Below are 19,629 nucleotides of genomic sequence, written 5' to 3'. Positions count from 1 at the left end.
TCCTGCTTATGCGAGCATCGCGCGGGCGCGCTCGAGGTCTTCCGGCGTATCGACGCCGAGCGGCACCGCATCCACGATCGCGACGTCGATGCGCATTCCGGCTTCGAGCGCCCGCAACTGCTCCAGTTTCTCGCGCTGTTCAAGCGCAGATTGCCGCAGGGCGACGAATCGCGCCAGTGCGGCGCGCCGATAGGCGTAAATGCCGACGTGGTGATAGAGCGGCCCCTCGCCCCAGGGCGCGGTCGCGCGGGTGAAATAGAGCGCACGCAGCCTGGCCGGTGAGAGCGGCGAGCCGACGATCTTCACCACGTTGGAATTGGTCTTTTCCTCCTCGCGCGTGATCTCCACGCCCAGTGTCGAGATATCCACCGCCGGATCACCAAGAGGGGCGAGCGCGGCCCGGATCGAGGCCGGGTCGATAGTCGGGAGGTCGCCCTGCAGATTGACGACCGTTTCGACCGCACCGGCTGGATCGAGCGCCGTCAGCGCCTCGAAGATGCGATCAGAGCCGGACTGGTGGTCGGCGCGCGTCATGGCGATCTCAAAACCTGCCCCCGTCACCGCCTCCGCCACGTCGCGGGAATCGGTCGCCACCACCACCCGCCCGAGCCCGCTCTCGGCGGCGCGGCGCGCAACATGCACGATCATCGGCGTGCCGTTGATGTCGGCAAGCGGCTTTCCGGGCAGGCGCGTCGCGGCTATGCGGGCAGGAATGAGGATCAGCGCGTTCATGGATCGGACCGGCAGGAAGTGGCAAAACGTCTCACGGGGGAAGGCCCTTATAGGTGTTGCGAACTTATCGCAAAAGACCTAGTTTCCGCCCGCTTTCACCGGCTCCCCAGCCGGCTGTTTGTTATTTGGGAAGAGGGCGGACGGCGAACGCTCCAGCCCGCACCGCGACGGGAGCACGGAGAGGCATGGACTCGTTCGAATTCAACAAGATCATCGGGGCGATCCTCGGCACCGTTTTCGTCGTCTTTTCGCTCAGCCTGATCTCGGATTCGCTGTTCGCGTCGCATGCGCCCGAAAAGGCCGGCTTCGAGATCGCAGCGCTGGAGCCCGAGGCTGGTGCCGGCGGCGAAGCGTCCGGCCCGGCCGCGCCCGAGCCCGTCGGGCCGCTGCTGGCCAGCGCCGACGTGGGCGCCGGCGAGACGCTCTTCAAGCGCTGCGCGGCCTGCCACACGCCCGAGAAGGGCGGTGCCAACAAGATCGGCCCGAACCTCTGGGGCATCGTCGACCGTCCGGTTGCCTCGCATGAGGGCTATTCCTACTCCGCCGCGATGAAGGCCCATGCCGGTGAGCGGCCGAACTGGGACTATGAGCACCTCAGCGAGTTCCTGACCAATCCGAAGGCGGTCGTGAAGGGTACCGCGATGAACTTCCCCGGCATCAAGGCCGTGGGTGACCGCGCCAACATCATCGCCTACCTGCGCACCCTGGCCGACACGCCGGCGCCGCTTCCCGCCGCCGACGCAGTGCCCGCACCGGCAGCTGGCGCGACGACCGAGCCCGCGACCGAAACGGCCAACCCGGCTCCTGCTGCACCGGCCGCCCCCGCCGCACCGGCGCAGTAACGATATTTTCAGATCGACATCACGAAAAAGCCGGGTTCAGCCCGGCTTTTTTGTTATCGTCCGTCTGTCGTCGCCAGGGAGAACGCGCCCGAATGAACCTGCTGAGAGCCGCCGCGCTTGCCGCTACCGTCTTCTGGGCCATTCCGGGCCAAGCCCAGGAATGGCGCACCTCGGATCGAATGGGCGAGCCATCCCGATACGGCGACACGTTCAAACACTACGACCACGTGAATCCGAACGCGCCAAAGGGCGGCACGCTGAATTCCGTCGCGGTGGGGACGTTCGACAGCTTCAATCCATTCATTGCCATCGGTAAGGTCGGCGGCTGGGCTCAATTTTCAGGGCGGCCTGCTGTGGGACACGCTGATGGCGAAATCCATCGATGAGCCGACGACGAATCATGCCTTCATCGCCGAGGCCTTCTCCTATCCGGACGATTTTTCGAGCGCGACCTATCGGCTGAACCCGAAGGCCAGATGGCACGACGGCCAGCCGATCACGGTCGAGGACGTGATCTGGTCATTCGACACCCTCAAGAAGATCAGCCCGGACTTCATCAGCTATTTCGGCAATGTGAAGCAGGCGGTGAAAGTGAGCGACAGGGAGGTGCGGTTCGAGTTCGACCAGGGCGGCAACCGCGAACTCCCCATGATCATGGGCGATCTTGTGGTCCTGCCGAAGCACTGGTGGGAGGGAACAAACGCCAAGGGCGAGAAGCGTGACATCTCGCGGCCGACGCTGGAGGCGCCGCTGGGCTCCGGCGCCTACAGGATCGAGAGCTTCAAGCCGGGAACCGATATCACCTGGACGCGCGTCGAGGACTACTGGGCGAGCGACCTGCCGATTAATGTCGGCCGAAACAATTTCGACCGCCGGCGTTACCGCTACGTCCTCGACCAGACGGCGGAATGGCAGGCGTTCATCAAGGGCGGCTATGAGGATCTGCGTGTCGAGAACCAGCCGCCACGCTGGATGACGGGATACGACTTTCCCGCGGCCAAGGCGGGCCAGGTCATCAAGAAGGAATTCAAGGACGAATCCGGCGAACCGATGCAGGGCTACGTCCTCAACATGCGTCGCGACCAGTTCAAGGACAGGCGCGTGCGCCAGGCGCTGACGCTGCTCTACGATTTCGAAACCTTCAACAAGACGCGCACGTTCAACCTCAACAAGCGCACCAACAGCTACTTCGTCGGCCAGGAACTGGCCTCCTCCGGCATACCTCAGGGCGAGGAACTCGCGATCCTTGAACCTTACAGGGACAAGCTGCCGCCGGAACTCTTCACGCAGGAATTCAAACTGCCGGTCTTCGACACGCCGCAGTCGGAACGCGCCCACCTGCGCGAGGCCGTGAAGCTGTTCGCCGAGGCGGGTTGGGTGATCAACGACGGCAAGCTGGTGAACGCCGCGACGGGCCAGCAATTTCGGGCGGAGCTGCTGATCGCCGGCGACTACCAGGAATTCATCGGCATGCCGCTGATCACCAACATGCGCAAGCTCGGCATCGACGCGCCGGTCCGCATGGTGGACGTCAGCCAGTATATCGCGCGGCAGAACAACTACGACTACGACATGCTGATCGCGGTGCTGCCGCAATCGCAGTCGCCGGGCAACGAACAGCGCACCTACTGGGGATCGAAGGATGCCGACAGGCCGGGTTCGCGCAATTACTCAGGCATCAAGGACCCCGTTGTCGACGCGCTGATCGAACGGGTGATCTTTGCAAAGAGCCGCGAAGACCAGGTCGTCGCCACCCATGCCCTCGATCGCGTTCTGCTGTGGGGCTACTACGTCGTTCCGCAATACCACCGACCGTTCGTCTGGCTGGCCTACTGGGACAAGTTCGGCATACCGGAGCCGCAGCCGACAAAGGTCATCGGCCCGGACCTCGAATCGTTCTGGATAGACCCCGAGAAGGAAAAGGCGCTGAACGCCAAGTTCGGGATTCCGAACTGATGGCGGCATTGTCGCGCCGGGGGTTCCTCCAGGCGGCAGGCGCCGCGGCGATCCTTCCCGCGCTGCCCTCGACGCTGTTCGCCGCAACACCCACCGAGACCCCGCTGCACGGACTCTCCGCCTTCGGCGACCTGAAATATGCTGCGGGTTTCGGCCATTTCGACTATGCGAGCCCGGATGCGCCGCAGGGCGGGACGTTCAACTTCTCGCCGCCGAACTGGCTGTGGAACCAAAATCCCGACACGTTCAACACGCTGAACACCTTCGTGCCGAACGGCGACGCGCCGCCGCGCATGGAGATGTGCTTCGATTCACTGATGACGCGTGCGCTCGACGAGCCGGACGCGGTCTACGGGCTGATCGCCGAGACGGTGAGCATTTCGGCCGACCGCAACACCTTCGAGTTCAGGCTGCGGCCGCAGGCGCGCTTCCACGACGGCTCGCCGCTCACCGCCGAGGACGTCGCCTACACCTACAACCTCTTCAAGCAGAAAGCCCATCCGGGCCTCCGTCTGTCGCTCGGGCGGATGACAGAAGCGGTAGCGGTCGACCCGCAGACGTTCCGGCTCACCTTCTCGGGCGAACAGTCCGACCGCACGATCCTGTCCGTCGTCGGCTTTCCGATCGTGTCGAAGGCTTACTTCGAGACCAATCCGTTCGACGGCTCGCAGCTCAAGGCGCCGCTCGGCGCCGGCCTCTATAAGGTCGGAACCTTCCGCGCCGGCCAGTTCATCGAATATGATCGCGTGCCCGACTACTGGGGTGCCGATCTCGGGGTCAATCACGGCCTCAACCATTTCGACCGCATCCGCATCGAGCTCTACCGGGATCGCCAGGCCGCCTTCGAGGCCTTCAAGAAAGGCAACGTGCTCTACCGGCAGGAATTCACCTCCCGGACCTGGGCGACCGGCTACGACTTCCCCGCCATCACGGAGCGCAAAGTTGTCAAGCGCGAGTTCCCGCGCGAACTGCAGCCTTCGCTGCAGGCCTGGGCGATCAACCAGCGGCGCGACCGCTTCAAGGACGCGCGGGTGCGCGAGGCGATCGGCCTGTGCTTCGATTTCGAATGGACGAAGCGCAACCTGTTCTACGACGCCTACGAGCGGTCGCACTCGCTTTTCGAAAACTCGGAGTTCGTCGCGACGGGACTCCCCTCCCCAGAGGAACAGACGCTGCTCGCACCCCTCCGCGGCAGGATTCCCGATGAAACCTTCGGCGAAGCGGTCATGCAGCCGATCACGGACGGGACGGGGCGCGACCGCAGGCTGCTGCGCCGGGGCATCGACCTCCTCGCGCAGGCCGGATGGCGCAAGCCCGACGGGTCGGCCTTTGTCGTCAACGACCGAGGCGAGCGGCTGGCGCTGGAGATCCTCGTCAACGACGAGGTCTTCATCCGCATCGATTCCCCCTTCGTCGAGAACATGAAGACCATCGGTATCGATGCCTCCATCCGGCTGGTGGATGCGGCCCAATATACGGTGCGGCAGTCCGATTTCGATTTCGACATGATCTCGATCGCGGCGTCGCTGAGCGCCACCCCGACCTATGACGACCTAGAGCAGTTCTTCCACTCCAGCACCGCCGCGGTGAAGGGAAGCCGCAACCTCCCCGGCACGGCCGATCCCGCCGTCGACGATTTGCTGACCGCCGTTTCGAAGGCGTTGGACCGTCACGCCCTCGTTGCGGCGATCCGCGCGCTCGACCGGGTCTTGCGCGCGCGGCGAGACTGGATTCCAAATTGGCACGCGGCGAATCACCGGGCGGCCTACTGGGACATCTATGGATTCAGGGAGCCGAAGCCGGACTACGGCTTCCCGGTCGAAGCGCTGTGGTGGTTCGATGCGGAAAAAGCGAGGGCAATTGGCAAACTCTGACCGGATAACCGGCCAAACCTGCATGAAGGGCGTCTGATGGGCGCCTATATCGCCCGCCGCCTGCTCCTGATGATCCCGACCCTGTTCGGGATCATGGCCATTTCCTTCGTGCTGATCCAGTTCGCGCCGGGCGGTCCGGTCGAGCAGGTCATTGCGCGCATCAACGGCACCAGCGCCGGCTCCGACCGGCTGTCCGGCGGGGGCGGCGATGCTGGGGCGCAGAACGTCGAGAACTTCGGCGGCGAATCCTCCTCCAAATACCGCGGCGCACAAGGACTGGACCCCGAATTCATCGCCGAGCTCGAAAAGCAGTTCGGCTTCGATAAGCCGCCGCTCGAGCGCTTCGGCAAGATGGTGTGGGACTATGCCCGCTTCGACTTCGGCGAGAGCTTCTTCCGCGATATCCGTGTCGTCGACCTGATCCTCGAAAAGATGCCGGTGTCGATCTCCCTCGGTCTCTGGATCACGCTGATCTCCTACATCATCTCCATCCCGCTCGGGATCAGGAAGGCAGTGAAGGACGGGTCGGCCTTCGATATCTGGACCAGCGGCGTGGTCATCGTCGGCTATGCGATCCCCGGCTTCCTGTTCGCGATCCTGCTGATGATCCTGTTCGCCGGCGGCAATTCCTTCCCGATAGGCTTCACATCGGGCGATCAGTTCTACGGCTTCCGGCTGGGCTGCGACTGCTTCCCGCTCAGGGGCCTCACCTCCGAGAACTGGGACCAGCTCTCGCTCTGGGGCAAGGTCGTCGACTATTTCTGGCACCTGACGCTGCCATTGACGGCGATGGTGCTCTCCGCCTTCGCCACCACGACGCTGCTCACCAAGAACTCGTTCCTCGAAGAGATCCGCAAGCAGTATGTCGTGACCGCGCGCGCCAAGGGGCTGACCGAGGGCCAGGTGCTCTACCGGCACGTCTTCCGCAACGCGATGCTTATCGTCATCGCCGGCTTCCCGGGGGCATTCATCTCGGTGTTCTTCACCGGTTCGCTGCTGATCGAGAACATCTTCTCACTGGACGGGCTGGGCCTGCTGTCGTTCCAGTCGATCCTCGACCGCGACTATCCGGTCGTGTTCGCCAGCCTCTACATCTTCGGCCTGATCGGCCTCGTCACGACATTGATCTCCGACCTTACCTACACCTGGATCGATCCGCGCATCGACTTCGAGAGGCGCGACGTCTGATGACGGACATCGTCGAAAAGACCGAGGTCGAGACCGAGCGTGCCGCCCGCAGACCGTGGCTCTCGCCGCTCAACCAGCGCCGCTGGCAGAACTTCAAGGCCAACCGGCGCGGCTACTGGTCGCTCTGGATCTTCCTGGTCCTGTTCGTCCTGTCGCTGTTTTCCGAGTTCATCGCCAACGACAAGCCTGTGCTCGCCTTCTACAAGGGCGAGCTGCTCGTTCCCGTGCTGGTGGATTATCCGGAAGAGAAGTTCGGCGGCTTCTACGCCGTCACGGATTACCGTGATCCGGTGATCTCGGAAGAGATCGAGGCGAACGGCTGGCTGATCTGGCCGCCGATCCGCTACTCGTATCGCACCGTCAACAACGACATTCCCGAAGCCGCGCCCGCCAAGCCGTCCTGGATGTACGACAAGGAGTTCCGCTGCCAGCGCTACCCGCACGGCGTGAACGACCCCAACTGCACGGTCGGCAACTGGAACTGGCTCGGCACAGACGACCAGACCCGCGACGTGCTGGCACGCGTCATCTACGGCTTCCGCATCTCGGTGCTGTTCGGACTGGTGCTGACAGCAGCCTCGGCGGTCATCGGCGTCACTGCCGGCGCAGTTCAGGGCTATTTCGGCGGCTGGACCGACCTGCTGCTGCAACGCGTCATCGAGATCTGGTCGTCGATCCCGGTGCTCTACCTGATCCTGATCATGTCTGCAGTCCTGCCGCCGGGCTTCTTCATCCTGCTCGGCATCATGCTTTTATTCACCTGGGTTGGCTTCGTCGGCGTGGTCCGCGCCGAGTTCCTGCGCGCGCGCAACTTCGAATATGTCAACGCCGCGCGCGCGCTTGGCGTGCCGGACCGCACCATCATGTACCGCCACCTCCTGCCCAACGCGATGGTGGCGACGCTGACCTTCCTGCCCTTCATCCTCAACGGCTCGATCTCGACGCTCACTTCGCTCGACTTCCTCGGCCTCGGCCTGCCGCCGGGCTCCGCGTCGCTCGGCGAACTGCTGAAGCAGGGCCAGCGCAACCTATCCGCCCCCTGGCTCGGCCTCACCGGCTTCTTCACCATCGCCATCATGCTGTCGCTGCTGATCTTCATCGGCGAAGCCGTGCGCGACGCCTTCGACCCGCGGAAGACGTTCCGATGAGTGGCGAAATATGGTATAATTCAAATCGATTTCTACCATGGAGGTGGACATGGGCCTGAACATCAAGAACGAGCGGGTGGAGAAACTGGCCAAGGAAGTCGCCGGCGAGACAGGTGAAACACTGACTGCGGCCATCCAAGTTGCTCTGGAAGAACGGCTCGCGCGGCTTCATCGAAACCGTGACATCGAGGAACGCAGGCGCAGGATCAGGGAGATCGTGCAGAGCTTCGGGCCCGTCCCGGAGGGCGTCACGAGCGACCATTCCGACCTCTATGACGAATGGGGCCTGCCGAAATGATCGTGGACGCCTCGGCTGTTTTGGCTGTGCTTCTGAACGAGCCGGAGGGCCGTCAGATGGAGGACATCATCTCGACGACCACGGATGAACTCGTCATGTCCCCGATGAACTACCTTGAGGCGGCCGTGCGAGTCGACCGCATGAAGTCCGAACACAAGTCAGCAACATTCGACCGCTTCATGCAGACTTCCGGCATTGCAATCGTGCCGATCACGGAGGAACAGGCGTTGCGCGCTCGCCAAGCCTATCGCGACTTCGGCAAGGGCAGCCACCGCGCCCAGCTCAACCTCGGCGACTGCTTTGCCTACGCCCTGTCCAAGACGCGCGGCGAGCCGCTGCTGTTCAAGGGCGACGATTTCCGCCTGACCGATGTCGAGGCCGTGATTTGACCACCCCCCTCGTCTCCGTCCGCGATCTCTCCGTTGCCTTCTCGCAGGGCGGCGCGCAGACGCTCGCGGTGGATCATGTCTCCTTCGACATCGCCAAGGGCGAGACCGTCGCGCTGGTCGGCGAGTCAGGCTCCGGCAAGTCGGTCACGGCGCTCTCGGTGCTCAAGCTGCTCGCCTACCCTGCCGCCAGCCACCCGTCGGGCCAGATCCTTTTCGAGGGCGCGGACCTGCTCGCGAAGGGCGAGAACGAGCTGCGCAAGGTGCGCGGGCGCGACATCACCATGATCTTCCAGGAGCCGATGACCTCGCTCAACCCGCTCCACACGATCGAGCGGCAGGTCGGCGAGGTGCTCAAGGTCCATCAAGGCATGGGCGACGCGAAGGCGCGCGCGCGCACGCTGGAACTCCTCAACGAGGTCGGCATCCGCGAGCCGGAGAAGCGGCTCGGCGCCTATCCGCATCAGCTCTCCGGCGGCCAGCGCCAGCGCGTCATGATCGCCATGGCGCTCGCCAACGAGCCAAAGCTTTTGATCGCTGATGAGCCGACGACGGCGCTCGACGTCACGGTGCAGGCGCAGATCCTCGAACTTCTCGCCAAGCTCAAGGCAGAGCGTGGCATGTCGATGCTGTTCATCACCCACGACCTCGGCATCGTGCGCAAGATCGCCGACCGCGTATGCGTGATGACCAAGGGCAAGATCGTCGAGACCGGGCCGACGGCGGAGGTGTTCGTGCATCCGCAGCACGATTATACGCGACATCTGCTTGCGGCAGAGCCGCGCGGCCTGCCTCCCGCCGCCGACGACACGAAACCCGAGGTGATGCGCGGCGAGCAGATCCGCGTCTGGTTCCCGATCAAGAAGGGCTTCTTCCGCAAGACAGTCGACAATGTGAAGGCCGTCGACGGCATCGACATCTCGGTGCGGGCCGGCCAGACGATCGGCATCGTCGGCGAGTCCGGCTCCGGCAAGACGACGCTCGGACTGGCGCTCGCGCGGATGATCTCGTCGAAGGGCCGGATCGACTTCGGCGGCCGCGACATCAACACCTATTCCTTCAAGCAGATGCGGCCGCTCAGGCGCGAGCTGCAGATCGTCTTCCAGGACCCGTTCGGCTCGCTCAGCCCACGCATGTCGGTGTCAGAGATCATCGAGGAAGGTCTCAAGATCCACGAGCCGGACCAGACGCCCGAACAGCGCGACAAGGCGGTGGTCGATGTGCTCAAGGAAGTTGGCCTCAATCCGGAGACCCGCTTCCGCTATCCGCACGAGTTCTCCGGCGGGCAGCGCCAGCGCATTGCGATCGCGCGCGCCATGGTGCTCAAGCCGAAATTCGTGATGCTGGACGAGCCGACCTCGGCGCTCGACATGAGCGTGCAGGCGCAGGTGGTGGACCTGCTGCGCTCGCTGCAGCAAAAATACGGCCTCGCCTATCTCTTTATTAGCCACGACCTGAAGGTGGTCCGCGCGCTCGCCAACGAGGTGATCGTGATGCGCAACGGCGTCGTGGTCGAGAAAGGACCGTCGGAGCGTATCTTCTCGGCGCCCGAGACGGACTACACCAAGGCGCTGATTGCCGCGGCCTTCAACGTCGCGACCACCCGGCAGCACGCAGTCAACGAATAGGGTATCGCCGATGAGCGCCAGCAAGCCGAGCGGAAAGGTCCTGCTCGCCATCACCGGATTCAATCCGCAGCAGTGGATGCAGCTCCTGTCTGCCCGGCGCAACGTCGTGCTGGAGCCGGACGGTCCCGCCGATCCGTCGATCGATTATGCCGTCGTCTGGAAGCAGCAGCCACGCATCCTCGAAAAACTGCCGAACCTGAAGGCGATCTTCTCGGTCGGCGCCGGGGTGGACCATCTCCTCACGGATCCTGGCCTGCCGCAGGTGCCGATCGTGCGCGTCGTCGCCGACAACCTGACGCAATACATGACCGAATACGTCACTTGGAGGGTGCTCGATCACCATCGGCAGGGTTCCTTCTACCGGACGCAGCAGGCCAAGCGCACCTGGTACGAGCCGCCGCAGCCGCCCGCCGGCGAGGTCAGCGTCGGCATCATGGGCCTCGGCAATCTCGGCCGCGCGAGCGCCAAGGCGCTGCTCGCGCTCGGCTTCAAGGTCAACGGCTGGTCGCGCACCCAGCAGGAGATGGACGGCGTGACGTGTTATGCCGGCACGGCCGGGCTGACGCCATTCCTGAACGCCACCGACATCCTGGTCGTGCTGCTGCCCTATACGCCTGCCACGCACGGCATCATCGACTATTCGGTGCTCAAGCGGCTGCGGCGCGACAACGGCCTCGGCGGGGCGTTCCTTATCAATGCGGGCCGCGGCAGGCTGCAGAAGGAAGCGGACATCCTGCGCGCGCTGGAAGACGGCACGCTCAAGGAAGCAAGCCTCGACGTGTTCGAGCAGGAGCCGCTGCCGAAGACGAGCCCGCTCTGGGATCATCCGCGCGTCTTCGTCACGCCGCATGCCGCCGCGACCTCCGATCCCGCCCATCTCGTCGGCCCAATGCTCGACCAGATGGACGCGCACGACCGAGGCGAAAGGCTCAGGAACCTCGTCGACCGCGACGCGGGATATTGAAGCTCAGGGCCGGCGGAACCCGGTCGGCTGGCCGTAGAGATAGCCGATCCGCGACACCGCCTCGGCGAGCGGCTCCAGCGCGACCGTCATTGTGTGGCCGTTGGCGTGGATGATCGTCTCCGGATCGGTCACGATCGCAACGTGCCCTTTCCAGAACACGAGGTCGCCCCGCCGCAGCGTCTCGCGCTGCGGGTCGATGGTCATGCCGATCGTCTGCGCCTGCATGTCGGAATCGCGCAGCACCTGCCTGCCTGCCATGCGCATCGACAGCTGCACCAGTCCGGAACAGTCGATGCCGAACGCGCTCGCACCGCCCCAGAGATACGGCGTATGGATCAGCTGCTCTGCGACGGCGACATAGTCGGCAGCGTTTTCTTCCGCTGGCCGGACATGACCCGCGATGATGGCCTCGCCCGACGGTAGCAGGGCATAGTTGGTACCCCGGCGCTCCTCCAGGCCGACGATCTCGACGGACGAGCCCATCGACAGGACGGAGGTGGGGACGGTCTTCAGGTCGGGCAGCGGATAGACGAAGGTGCGCGGCGCGGACACGATGTGCCCTGCCTTCGAAGGACCATCCGCGAGCCCGTTCGAGCCGACATAGCCGACATAGCCGTCTGTCCGCGACTGGACCCAGGCGAAGCCCTCGTCCTCGTCGAAGACGAGCACGTCCTGGCCGGACAGGAGCTGCGTATCGATGCCAGCCTCCAGGCTTGGCCTGCGCCGCATGTCGAGCACGGGCTGGCGCACGTGGGCTGCACGACCAGCGACGAAGGCGGGCGCCTCCACTCGGCCTTCGAGCCGCTTGTCAGCGAGGTCCTCGCGAAACGCGTTCAGCCGTCGGTCGAGTACGGTCAAAGCGGCAACTCCTTGGCTCGGGCGATGATAACGTCGCCAAAGCGTTCGAGAAAGAGTGCTCCCTCGATCGTCCGCTTCACCAGTACGTTGCGCCTGTCCTCCTCGTCGCGATGGCGCGAAACGAGCTTCAGGGCGCCCATCGTGTCAAGCGCGCGCGTGACCACGGGCTTGGTCACGCCGAGCGCGGCCGCGAGCCCGCGCACCGTGTGCGGAGGCGGTTCGAGATAGACGGTGAGCAGGATCGCCAACTGCCTGTGCGACAGGTCGGGCATCCCCGCATTCACCTCGGAAAGCGCGACGCTCTGCCAGAGCCGCAAGGCCTGGCTGGGCCGCAGGTTAACCGCCATGGACCGGGATCATCTTGTCATTGTTTCGGACCCGTTCCATTCAACGCCCGAACGTCGGGCGATGCAAGGGCTTAGGCGCGGTAGCGCGCGGAAATCACCATCTCCAGCGCCCGGATCGCCATGCCTTCGCCGCCGGCGATCCCGTGCGGACGGTCGGCCGGATTCCAGCCAAAGATGTCGAAATGCGCCCACGACTTCGCCTGCAGGACGAAGCGCTTCAGGAACAGCGCCGCGATGATGGAGCCGGCGAAACCGTCGGTGTTGGTGTTGTTGATGTCGGCGACCTTCGAGGAATACTTGCCGTCGTGCGGCATCCAGAGCGGCATACGCCAGAGTGGGTCGGCAGCGGCGGTCGCGGCACTGGCAAGATCGGCGGCCAGCGCCTCGTCGTCGGTGAAGAAGGGCGGCAGGTCAGGTCCGAGCGCCACGCGCGCGGCGCCCGTGAGCGTCGCCATGTCGATCATCAGCTCCGGCGCTTCCTCGTCGCCATAGGCAAGCGCGTCGCCAAGGATCAGCCGGCCCTCGGCATCCGTGTTGCCGATCTCCACGGTCGTGCCCTTGCGGCTCCGAAGAATGTCGCCCGGGCGGAACGCGTTGCCGGCGATCGAATTCTCGACCACGGGCAGCAGAACCCTGAGCCGCATCGGCAGCTTTGCCGCCATGATCATGTGGGCGAGGCCCATCACATTGGCAGCGCCGCCCATGTCCTTCTTCATCAGCAACATGCCCGAGGCCGGCTTGATATCCAGCCCGCCGGTATCGAAGCAAACGCCCTTGCCGACCAACGTCACCTTCGAGCCATCCTCCCTGCCCCAGCGGATGTCGATCAGCCGCGGCGCTTGTGCGGAGGCCCGGCCCACGGCATGGATCATGGGAAAGTTCCGCGCGAGCAATTCGTCGCCCGCAATGACCGCGACCTCCGCGCCGTGCGCCGCGGCGAGCCTGCGCGCGGCGCCCTCCACGTCGTCCGCCCCCATGTCGTTCGTGGGAGTGTTGATGAGGTCGCGCGCAAGGAAGACACCCTCCGCCAGGCGTTCTGCGCGTGCCTTGTCCGCACCTTCCGGCAGGGCGAAGCGGATGTCGCGATGCGGCTTGCGGCCATAGGCGGTGAAGGCATAACCGCCGAGCAGCAGGCCGAGCGCGGCATTGTCCGCGTCCGCGGGAGGCGCCGCGAAATGCCAGTCGCCTTCGGGCAGCGTGCGGGCCAATGCCCCGGGAAGCAGCGGCAGGTGTCCGCCCGTCTGATCACCGATGCCGAACAGCGCACCCGACACGTACCCCGTCGCCGTCTGCAAGCAGCAGCGTACGTCCTTCCTCGCCGCTGAATGCGTTCGCCTTCGCCCAGGCGATCGCCGCAGCAGGAAGGGAAGATTTCTCGAGCGCACCTTTCGCCACGAGATGGACAGGACGCGAGGATGCGCAACGATCGGCGACGAGGGTAACGGGCATTTTGAACGGATCCGATGGGGAGTTCTTAACGGGAGCGAGTCGCGATATTAACTATCCATTAGGGTTAACGGAATATTTCTCCGGGCAGGAAGGCCGCTTCGACGGCCAAGAGATTCCTTCCGGAGGCCTCATGTCCGCTGCCCGTTCCGCGACCCGTTTCGGACGCAAGCTCGCAACGGCGGGCGCCGTGATCCTGCTCGCGGCGACGATGGCCGGCTGCGCCAGCAAGAGCAGCATGACCACCGGCTCGGTGAACCGCTCCTTCGGCAAGTCCTTCGACCGGATGTCGACCGGCGAGCTCGAAAGTGCCGCGGACAAACTCGGCCGGGACTACGCGAAATCGCCGAACGACAAGGCGACGGCGATGGCCTATTCGAACGTGCTGCAGATGAACGGCCGCACAGACCAGTCGCTCGCCGTGATGCGCAAGCTCGCCATCGCCTATCCGAAGGACCGCGAGGTGCTCGCCGCCTACGGCAAGTCGCTTGCCGCGATCGGCCAGTTCGAGCAGGCGCTCGACGCCATCCGCCGCGCGCAGACGCCCGAATATCCGGACTGGAAGCTCCTGTCGGCCGAGGCGGCCATCCTCGATCAGCTCGGCCAGTCGGCCAATGCACGCCAGCTCTACCGCAAGGCCCTCGACCTCAAGCCGGACGAGCCGACCATCCTGTCCAATCTTGGCATGTCCTACCTGCTCGAAGGCGACCTCAAGACCGCCGAGATGCACATGCGCACGGCCGCCCAGCGGCCCGGCGCCGACAGCCGCGTTCGGCAGAACCTCGCTCTGGTCGTCGGCCTGCAGGGGCGCTTCGACGAGGCCGAGCAGATCGCCCGCCAGGAACTCTCGCCCGACCAGGCGCAGGCCAACGTCGCCTATCTCCGCTCCATGCTCGCCCAGCAGAACGCCTGGAACGAGCTGAAGGACGAGAAGGAAAAGAGGAATACGAACTGACGATCCGGCCACGCTGGATCACCGAAAGAACAAAGCCGCGATGTTGACGACATCGCGGCTTTTTCCATTTCAGGATTCAGGGCATTGCGAAAGCGCGAACCGCGCTAGAGCGAAGCCAGCCTTTAGTTGCTGCTCGATTCCTTCTTGTCGCCGAAGATGCCGCGCTCGGAGACCTGGATGCCGGCGGGGCCGAGGATCACGCAGAAGAGCACCGGCAGGAAGAACAGGATCATCGGCACGGTGAGCTTCGGCGGCAGCGCGGCGGCCTTCTTCTCCGCCTCGTTCATGCGCATCTCGCGGCTTTCGTTGGCGAGCACGCGCAACGCGGTCGCGATCGGCGTGCCGTAGCGCTCGGCCTGGATCAGCGCCTGGGCGACGCCCTTGACGCTTTCGAGGCCGGTGCGGTTGGCAAGGTTCTCGTAGGCCTGGCGACGCTCCTGCAGGAACGACAGCTCCGCATTGGTCAGGATGAACTCTTCCGCGAGCTCGACCGACTGGGCGCCGATCTCGTCGGCGACCTTGCGCATGGCCGCTTCGATCGACATGCCCGATTCAACGCAGATCAGCATCAGGTCGAGCGCATCGGGCCAGGCCTTCTGGATCGACGCCTTGCGCTTGGAGGCCCGGTTCGAGACGTAGAGCACCGGCGCGTAAAACCCCGCATAAGCGAAGAGGATGCAGACGAAGAGCTTCACGAAGGCCGGCTGCTTGGGAAGGCCGCCGAGCAGGAACACGTAGGCAGCCGCGAGGGCAAACCCGACGAACGGCAGAACCAGCCGGAAAAACAGGAATTTCGTCAGCGGGTTCTGCCCACGGAAGCCCGCGAGCCGCAGTTTCGCGACGGTCGTCTCGTCGGCCAGCGCGCGGCGCAGGTCCAGCCGCTCGACGATCTGCCTCATACCGACGGACTGCTCCTCGCGCAGCCCGCGGCGTCGCTTGTCGGCCTCGGCGGCAAGGCGCGCGCGCTGCTTGGCGCGCAACTCGTCGCGCTCGAGCGCGACGGTCTTCATGCGTGTCTTCAGCGTGTTGCCCGCAAGCGAAGGCATCAGCGTAAACAGCGTCGCAAAGACTGCGATGCCGACGAACACCGCGATCAGGAAGGCCGGATCCGAGATCGACTTGGACAGCTGGGTGAACATGCGGCGCTACACCTCGAAGTTCATCATCTTCCGCATGACGAAGATGCCGATCGACATCCAGACGGCGGAAAAAGCGAGGATCATGTGGCCCGACGACGTGGTGAAGAGCGGCATGATGTAGTTGGGGGAAGACAGGTAGACGAGAAAGGCCACGATAAAAGGCAGCGAGCCGATGATAACGGCCGAGGCCTTTGCCTCCATCGACAGCGCCTGGACCTTGGCTTTCATCTTCTTGCGGTCGCGCAGCACGCGCGAAAGGTTGCCTAGGGCTTCCGACAGGTTGCCGCCGGCCTGCTGCTGAATCTGGATGACGATGCCGAAGAAGCCCGCTTCCGGGCACGGCATCGTCTCGGTCATGCGCATCGCCGCCTCGGGAATCGAGAGGCCGACCTGCTGTGCCTCGACGATGCGGCGGAACTCCGTCTTCACCGGCTCCTGTGCCTCGTTGGCGATCAGCCGGATGCCGTCGTTGAGGGGCAGGCCGGACTTCACCGCACGGACGATGATATCGAGCGCGTTCGGGAACTCGTTGAGGAAGGCTTTCACCCGCCGCCCGCGCCGGAACGTGACGAACCAGCGCGGCAGACCCAGCGCGCCCACCAGCAGGGCGCCGGGAACGGCCCAGACGGGCGCACCGCCCAGAAAGGCCAGCGCCGCCAGGACGACGCCGCAAACGACAGAATAGAGATAGAATTTCTCCATCGAGACCGTCATGCCGGCCTGGCGGATCTGCACCTTCAGCGGCGGCTTCTTGACGACCTGGTCACGCGATTTCTGCTTGTTTTCCAAATCCTTGAGCGAATCCTGCACCGATTTGCGCCGCTTGGCCGCCTCGGCGGCGCGGTCGCGCGTGGCCGCCACGATGCTGCGGTCCGTCTCCGCCCGCTTGATCGTCTCCAGCCGCTTCTCGGTCTTCTCCTCGCTCTGGATGCGGTTGAACATCAGCGCATAGGCGACCGCGCCGGCGCTCACGCCCGCAAGCGCGATGAAGGCGAGGATCGTGGTGTCTATGCCGAACATCTCATGCCGCTCCCGCGCAGCGACTGCGCTCAGTCAGTCTGCTTTTCCATGGCTTCCAGCGCCTTGGCGAGCCGCGCCTCCTCGCCGTAGTAGCGGGCCCGCTCCCAGAACCGCGGCCGGCCGACGCCGGTCGAGACATGCTCGCCGATCAGGCGGCCATGCGCGTCCTCGCCCTTCAGTTTGTAGAGCACGATGTCCTGCGTGATGATCACGTCGCCCTCCATGCCGATCACCTCGGTGATGTGGGTGATGCGGCGAGAGCCGTCGCGCAGGCGCGCCGCCTGGATGATGACGTCGACCGAGCCGACGATGATCTCGCGCACGGTCTTCTGCGGCAGCGAGAAACCGCCCATGGCGATCATTGACTCCATACGGTTGAGGCATTCGCGCGGGCTGTTCGAGTGGATCGTGCCCATCGAGCCGTCATGGCCGGTGTTCATCGCCTGCAGAAGGTCGAACACTTCCGGTCCGCGCACCTCGCCGACGATGATCCGCTCGGGACGCATACGCAGGCAGTTCTTGACCAGATCGGTCATCGTGATCTTGCCCTCGCCTTCGAGGTTCGGCGGGCGGGTTTCAAGACGCACCACGTGCGGCTGCTGCAGCTGCAGTTCCGCGGAGTCCTCGCAGGTGATGACGCGCTCGTCGCGGTCGACATAGTTGGTGAGGCAATTGAGGAGCGTCGTCTTGCCGGAGCCCGTGCCGCCCGAGATGATGACGTTGCAACGGACGCGGCCGATGATCTTCAGGACTTCAGCGCCTTCAGGCGAGATGGCGCCGAACTTCACCAGTTGGTCGAGGGTCAGCTTGTCCTTCTTGAACTTACGGATGGTGAGGGCCGCGCCATCGATGGCGAGAGGCGGGGCGATGACGTTGACACGGGAACCGTCGGGCAGGCGCGCATCGCAGATCGGCGACGATTCATCGACGCGGCGGCCGACCTGGCTGACGATGCGCTGGCAGATGTTGAGCAGCTGCTGGTTGTCGCGGAAGCGGATCGAGGTCTGCTCGACCTTGCCGTTCACCTCAATGAACACCTGCTTGGCACCGTTCACCATGATGTCGGCGATGTCGTCGCGCGCCAGCAGCGGCTCGAGCGGGCCGTAGCCCAGCACGTCGTTGCAGATATCCTCGAGCAGGTCTTCCTGCTCGGCGATCGACATCGCGAAGTTCTTGATCGCGATGATGTCGTTGACGATGTCGCGGATTTCCTCGCGTGCGCTCTCGGGCGAAAGCTTGGCGAGCTGCGACAGGTCGATCGTGTCGATCAGGGCCGAGAACACCTGGCTCTTGGTATCGTAATAGGCCTCGGAACGCTCGCGTGGGCCGGACGGACGCGTCGGCGGAAGCACGGGCGGAGCGGATTCGAAGCGTTTCGCAGCAGCCGGAGCCGGCGCAGGCGCCGGTGCGGGGCGGGGCGCTGCCGGCGCTTCGGTCTTGACGGTCGTGGTCGAGGTCACAGGCGGCGGCGGACGCGTGTCCACGCCGCCGAAGCCGCCCTCACTGCCTCTCTTCCCAAACATGCGACGAAATCCGTTCCGTTTGAGGACTTACTTCTTCTTGCCGAGCTTCAGGCGGGCGAGCACCTGCTCGATGCCCGGCTTCTTCTTCGCCTTGATCTCCGCGCGCCCGGTCACGACGTGCGCCACTTCGTTGATCATGCCCACGATCGGGCTTTTCGCGTCCATCTCGCCCAGCATGCGGCCATTGTTGGAGGCATTGCCGAACAGTAGGGGGTCGAAGGGTATGACAGCCATCGGCGTGATGCCGAGCGGTTCGGCGAAGTCGACGGCGGTGATCTCGGGGCGTTTCGGTACGCCCGCCTGATTGAGAACCAGCTTCGGCAGCGCATCGTTCGGGCGCAGCTTTTTCAGCATGTCGACCAGGTTCTTGGTGTTGCGCAGGTTGGCCAGTTCCGGCGTTGCGGTGATGACGATCTCGTCGGCCTGCATCAGCGTCGTCTTCGCCCAGCCGGACCAGACATGCGGAACGTCCAGCACGACGATCGGCGCGCTGCGCTGCGCGACGTCGATGATTTGCGAGAAGGCGTCCGGATCGAAGTCGTAAATCCGGTCGAGGGTGGACGGCGATGCAAGCAGCGAGAGATGCTCGGCGCACTGGGCGAGAAGCCGGTCGAGGTAGGTCTCGTCGATGCGCTCGGGCGAGAACACCGCCTCGGCAATACCCTGGGCCGGGTCCTGGTCAAAATTGATGTTGGCCGTGCCGAACGCCAGGTCGAGGTCGGCGACGACGACCTCGGACTTGAAGAGGGTGGAGACGCTCCAGGCGACGTTGTGAGCGATCGTGGAAGAGCCGACACCGCCCTTGGCGCCGACGAATGCGATCGTGCGGCCGAGAGGTTCGGCCTCCGGGTTGACGAAGATGTTGGAGATCACCGACAGGATGTCGGCCATCGAGATCGGCGCGACGACATATTCGGAAATGCCCGAGCGGATCAGCTCTCGGTAGAGCCAGATGTCGTTGTAGTGGCCGATGACCACGACCTTGGTGGTCGGATCGCAGACCTCGGCCAGCCCGCGCAGGCTGTCGAGCATCTCGCGCGGCTCGCGGCGCGATTCCAGCAGGATCAGGTTCGGCGTGGGCGCCGTCCGATAGAACTCGACCGCTGTCTCAAGGCCGCCCATGTGCACCTTGAGGTGGGTCTTGGCCATGCGGCGGTCCTCGCCGGCCCGCTCTATGGGCCGCGCGACGCCTTCGGTCTCGCAGAAGGCCTGGATCGAAATCCGCGGAAGCGGGCGAAGCGCCTCCATCGTTCCGAAATCGTCGCCGCGATCCGGCAGCGCCTGGGTCTCGTAGGCAAGATTGCTCATGGTCGCCCCTCTTCCGC

The 19,629-nt window shown here is 64.6% G+C and carries 16 protein-coding genes and 2 pseudogenes; 10 read left to right on the top strand and 8 right to left on the bottom strand.

Annotated features, from left to right (window positions below; all coding sequences use genetic code 11):
• Positions 1–6: 6 nt before the first annotated feature.
• Positions 7–732 carry a 3-deoxy-manno-octulosonate cytidylyltransferase gene (locus tag LRS09_RS14130; RefSeq protein WP_257807418.1) on the bottom strand — a complete coding sequence of 242 codons (726 nt, stop codon included), beginning with the start codon at positions 730–732 and terminating at the stop codon, positions 7–9.
• Positions 733–917: 185 nt separating this feature from the next.
• Here LRS09_RS14130 and LRS09_RS14125 point away from each other — a divergent pair, with 185 nt between their 5' ends.
• From LRS09_RS14125 to LRS09_RS14085, 9 genes and pseudogenes are all read left to right on the top strand, one after another.
• Entirely contained in the window at positions 918–1,574 is a 657-nt protein-coding gene (locus tag LRS09_RS14125; protein ID WP_257807417.1) for a cytochrome c family protein, read from the top strand.
• A 92-nt stretch (positions 1,575–1,666) separates the two neighbouring features.
• Positions 1,667–3,530, top strand: a pseudogene (locus LRS09_RS14120) (extracellular solute-binding protein).
• Complete coding sequence (locus LRS09_RS14115) at positions 3,530–5,404, top strand: extracellular solute-binding protein (protein ID WP_257807416.1); 1,875 nt, start codon at positions 3,530–3,532, stop codon at positions 5,402–5,404. Before LRS09_RS14120 ends, LRS09_RS14115 begins: the two are co-directional and overlap by 1 nt.
• Positions 5,405–5,440: 36 nt before the next feature.
• Positions 5,441–6,592, top strand: coding sequence for a microcin C ABC transporter permease YejB (locus tag LRS09_RS14110; protein ID WP_257807415.1), 1,152 nt, complete (start codon positions 5,441–5,443; stop codon positions 6,590–6,592).
• Positions 6,592–7,740 (top strand): ABC transporter permease, encoded by a 1,149-nt coding sequence (locus tag LRS09_RS14105; protein ID WP_257807414.1) that lies wholly within the window; start codon positions 6,592–6,594, stop codon positions 7,738–7,740. Before LRS09_RS14110 ends, LRS09_RS14105 begins: the two co-directional genes overlap by 1 nt.
• Positions 7,741–7,789: 49 nt before the next feature.
• The gene (locus LRS09_RS14100; protein ID WP_257807413.1) at positions 7,790–8,038 is read left to right on the top strand and encodes a type II toxin-antitoxin system VapB family antitoxin; all 249 of its coding nucleotides are present in this window, start codon (positions 7,790–7,792) and stop codon (positions 8,036–8,038) included.
• Between the two features lie 56 nt (positions 8,039–8,094).
• On the top strand, positions 8,095–8,427 hold the full coding sequence (locus LRS09_RS14095; protein ID WP_257807412.1) for a type II toxin-antitoxin system VapC family toxin: 333 nt from the start codon (positions 8,095–8,097) through the stop codon (positions 8,425–8,427).
• On the top strand, positions 8,424–10,052 hold the full coding sequence (locus LRS09_RS14090) for an ABC transporter ATP-binding protein (RefSeq protein ID WP_257807410.1): 1,629 nt from the start codon (positions 8,424–8,426) through the stop codon (positions 10,050–10,052). Before LRS09_RS14095 ends, LRS09_RS14090 begins: the two co-directional genes overlap by 4 nt.
• Positions 10,053–10,062: 10 nt before the next feature.
• Entirely contained in the window at positions 10,063–11,016 is a 954-nt protein-coding gene (locus tag LRS09_RS14085; RefSeq protein WP_257807409.1) for a glyoxylate/hydroxypyruvate reductase A, read from the top strand.
• Between the two features lie 3 nt (positions 11,017–11,019).
• Here LRS09_RS14085 and LRS09_RS14080 read toward each other — a convergent pair whose 3' ends face one another.
• The 3 genes and pseudogenes from LRS09_RS14080 to LRS09_RS14070 all read right to left on the bottom strand — a co-directional run bounded on the left by LRS09_RS14080 (position 11,020) and on the right by LRS09_RS14070 (position 13,670).
• Positions 11,020–11,874: a C40 family peptidase gene (locus LRS09_RS14080; RefSeq protein ID WP_257807408.1), complete on the bottom strand. Its 855-nt coding sequence runs from the start codon at positions 11,872–11,874 to the stop codon at positions 11,020–11,022.
• Positions 11,871–12,221, bottom strand: coding sequence for a MarR family winged helix-turn-helix transcriptional regulator (locus tag LRS09_RS14075; protein ID WP_085463630.1), 351 nt, complete (start codon positions 12,219–12,221; stop codon positions 11,871–11,873). The genes LRS09_RS14080 and LRS09_RS14075 overlap by 4 nt, the downstream gene beginning before the upstream one ends.
• 71 nt (positions 12,222–12,292) lie before the next feature.
• Positions 12,293–13,670: pseudogene (locus LRS09_RS14070) on the bottom strand (M17 family metallopeptidase).
• A gap of 130 nt (positions 13,671–13,800) precedes the next feature.
• Between LRS09_RS14070 and LRS09_RS14065 the strand changes: the two are divergent.
• The gene (locus LRS09_RS14065; RefSeq protein WP_257807407.1) at positions 13,801–14,622 is read left to right on the top strand and encodes a tetratricopeptide repeat protein; all 822 of its coding nucleotides are present in this window, start codon (positions 13,801–13,803) and stop codon (positions 14,620–14,622) included.
• A gap of 122 nt (positions 14,623–14,744) precedes the next feature.
• On the opposite strand, the gene LRS09_RS14060 is transcribed toward LRS09_RS14065, so the two are convergent.
• Genes LRS09_RS14060 through LRS09_RS14045 form a run of 4 tightly spaced genes read right to left on the bottom strand, consistent with a single transcriptional unit; the run spans position 14,745 to position 19,612 of the window.
• Complete coding sequence (locus LRS09_RS14060; protein ID WP_257807406.1) at positions 14,745–15,761, bottom strand: type II secretion system F family protein; 1,017 nt, start codon at positions 15,759–15,761, stop codon at positions 14,745–14,747.
• Positions 15,762–15,767: 6 nt separating this feature from the next.
• The gene (locus LRS09_RS14055) at positions 15,768–16,781 is read right to left on the bottom strand and encodes a type II secretion system F family protein (RefSeq protein ID WP_257807405.1); all 1,014 of its coding nucleotides are present in this window, start codon (positions 16,779–16,781) and stop codon (positions 15,768–15,770) included.
• Between the two features lie 29 nt (positions 16,782–16,810).
• A complete protein-coding gene (locus LRS09_RS14050; protein WP_257807404.1) occupies positions 16,811–18,304 on the bottom strand; it encodes a CpaF family protein in 1,494 nt (497 codons plus the stop codon).
• A 27-nt stretch (positions 18,305–18,331) separates the two neighbouring features.
• Complete coding sequence (locus LRS09_RS14045; protein WP_257807403.1) at positions 18,332–19,612, bottom strand: CpaE family protein; 1,281 nt, start codon at positions 19,610–19,612, stop codon at positions 18,332–18,334.
• Between the last annotated feature and the right edge of the window lie 17 nt (positions 19,613–19,629).

The organism is Mesorhizobium sp. J428 (assembly GCF_024699925.1).
GTDB lineage: Bacteria > Pseudomonadota > Alphaproteobacteria > Rhizobiales > Rhizobiaceae > Mesorhizobium_A.
Note: the sequence above shows the minus strand (reverse complement) of the source record. Positions and strands in the feature narration are given on the sequence as shown.

Excerpts from the sequence above, each read along its gene's own strand:
- LRS09_RS14130 (WP_257807418.1), bottom strand. The coding sequence starts at position 732 with ATGAACGCGCTGATCCTCATTCCTGCCCGCATAGCCGCGACGCGCCTG.
- LRS09_RS14125 (WP_257807417.1), top strand. The coding sequence starts at position 918 with ATGGACTCGTTCGAATTCAACAAGATCATCGGGGCGATCCTCGGCACC.
- LRS09_RS14115 (WP_257807416.1), top strand. The coding sequence starts at position 3,530 with ATGGCGGCATTGTCGCGCCGGGGGTTCCTCCAGGCGGCAGGCGCCGCG.
- LRS09_RS14110 (WP_257807415.1), top strand. The coding sequence starts at position 5,441 with ATGGGCGCCTATATCGCCCGCCGCCTGCTCCTGATGATCCCGACCCTG.
- LRS09_RS14105 (WP_257807414.1), top strand. The coding sequence starts at position 6,592 with ATGACGGACATCGTCGAAAAGACCGAGGTCGAGACCGAGCGTGCCGCC.
- LRS09_RS14100 (WP_257807413.1), top strand. The coding sequence starts at position 7,790 with ATGGGCCTGAACATCAAGAACGAGCGGGTGGAGAAACTGGCCAAGGAA.
- LRS09_RS14095 (WP_257807412.1), top strand. The coding sequence starts at position 8,095 with ATGGAGGACATCATCTCGACGACCACGGATGAACTCGTCATGTCCCCG.
- LRS09_RS14085 (WP_257807409.1), top strand. The coding sequence starts at position 10,063 with ATGAGCGCCAGCAAGCCGAGCGGAAAGGTCCTGCTCGCCATCACCGGA.
- LRS09_RS14075 (WP_085463630.1), bottom strand. The coding sequence starts at position 12,221 with ATGGCGGTTAACCTGCGGCCCAGCCAGGCCTTGCGGCTCTGGCAGAGC.
- LRS09_RS14065 (WP_257807407.1), top strand. The coding sequence starts at position 13,801 with ATGTCCGCTGCCCGTTCCGCGACCCGTTTCGGACGCAAGCTCGCAACG.
- LRS09_RS14060 (WP_257807406.1), bottom strand. The coding sequence starts at position 15,761 with ATGTTCACCCAGCTGTCCAAGTCGATCTCGGATCCGGCCTTCCTGATC.
- LRS09_RS14055 (WP_257807405.1), bottom strand. The coding sequence starts at position 16,781 with ATGTTCGGCATAGACACCACGATCCTCGCCTTCATCGCGCTTGCGGGC.
- LRS09_RS14050 (WP_257807404.1), bottom strand. The coding sequence starts at position 18,304 with ATGTTTGGGAAGAGAGGCAGTGAGGGCGGCTTCGGCGGCGTGGACACG.
- LRS09_RS14045 (WP_257807403.1), bottom strand. The coding sequence starts at position 19,612 with ATGAGCAATCTTGCCTACGAGACCCAGGCGCTGCCGGATCGCGGCGAC.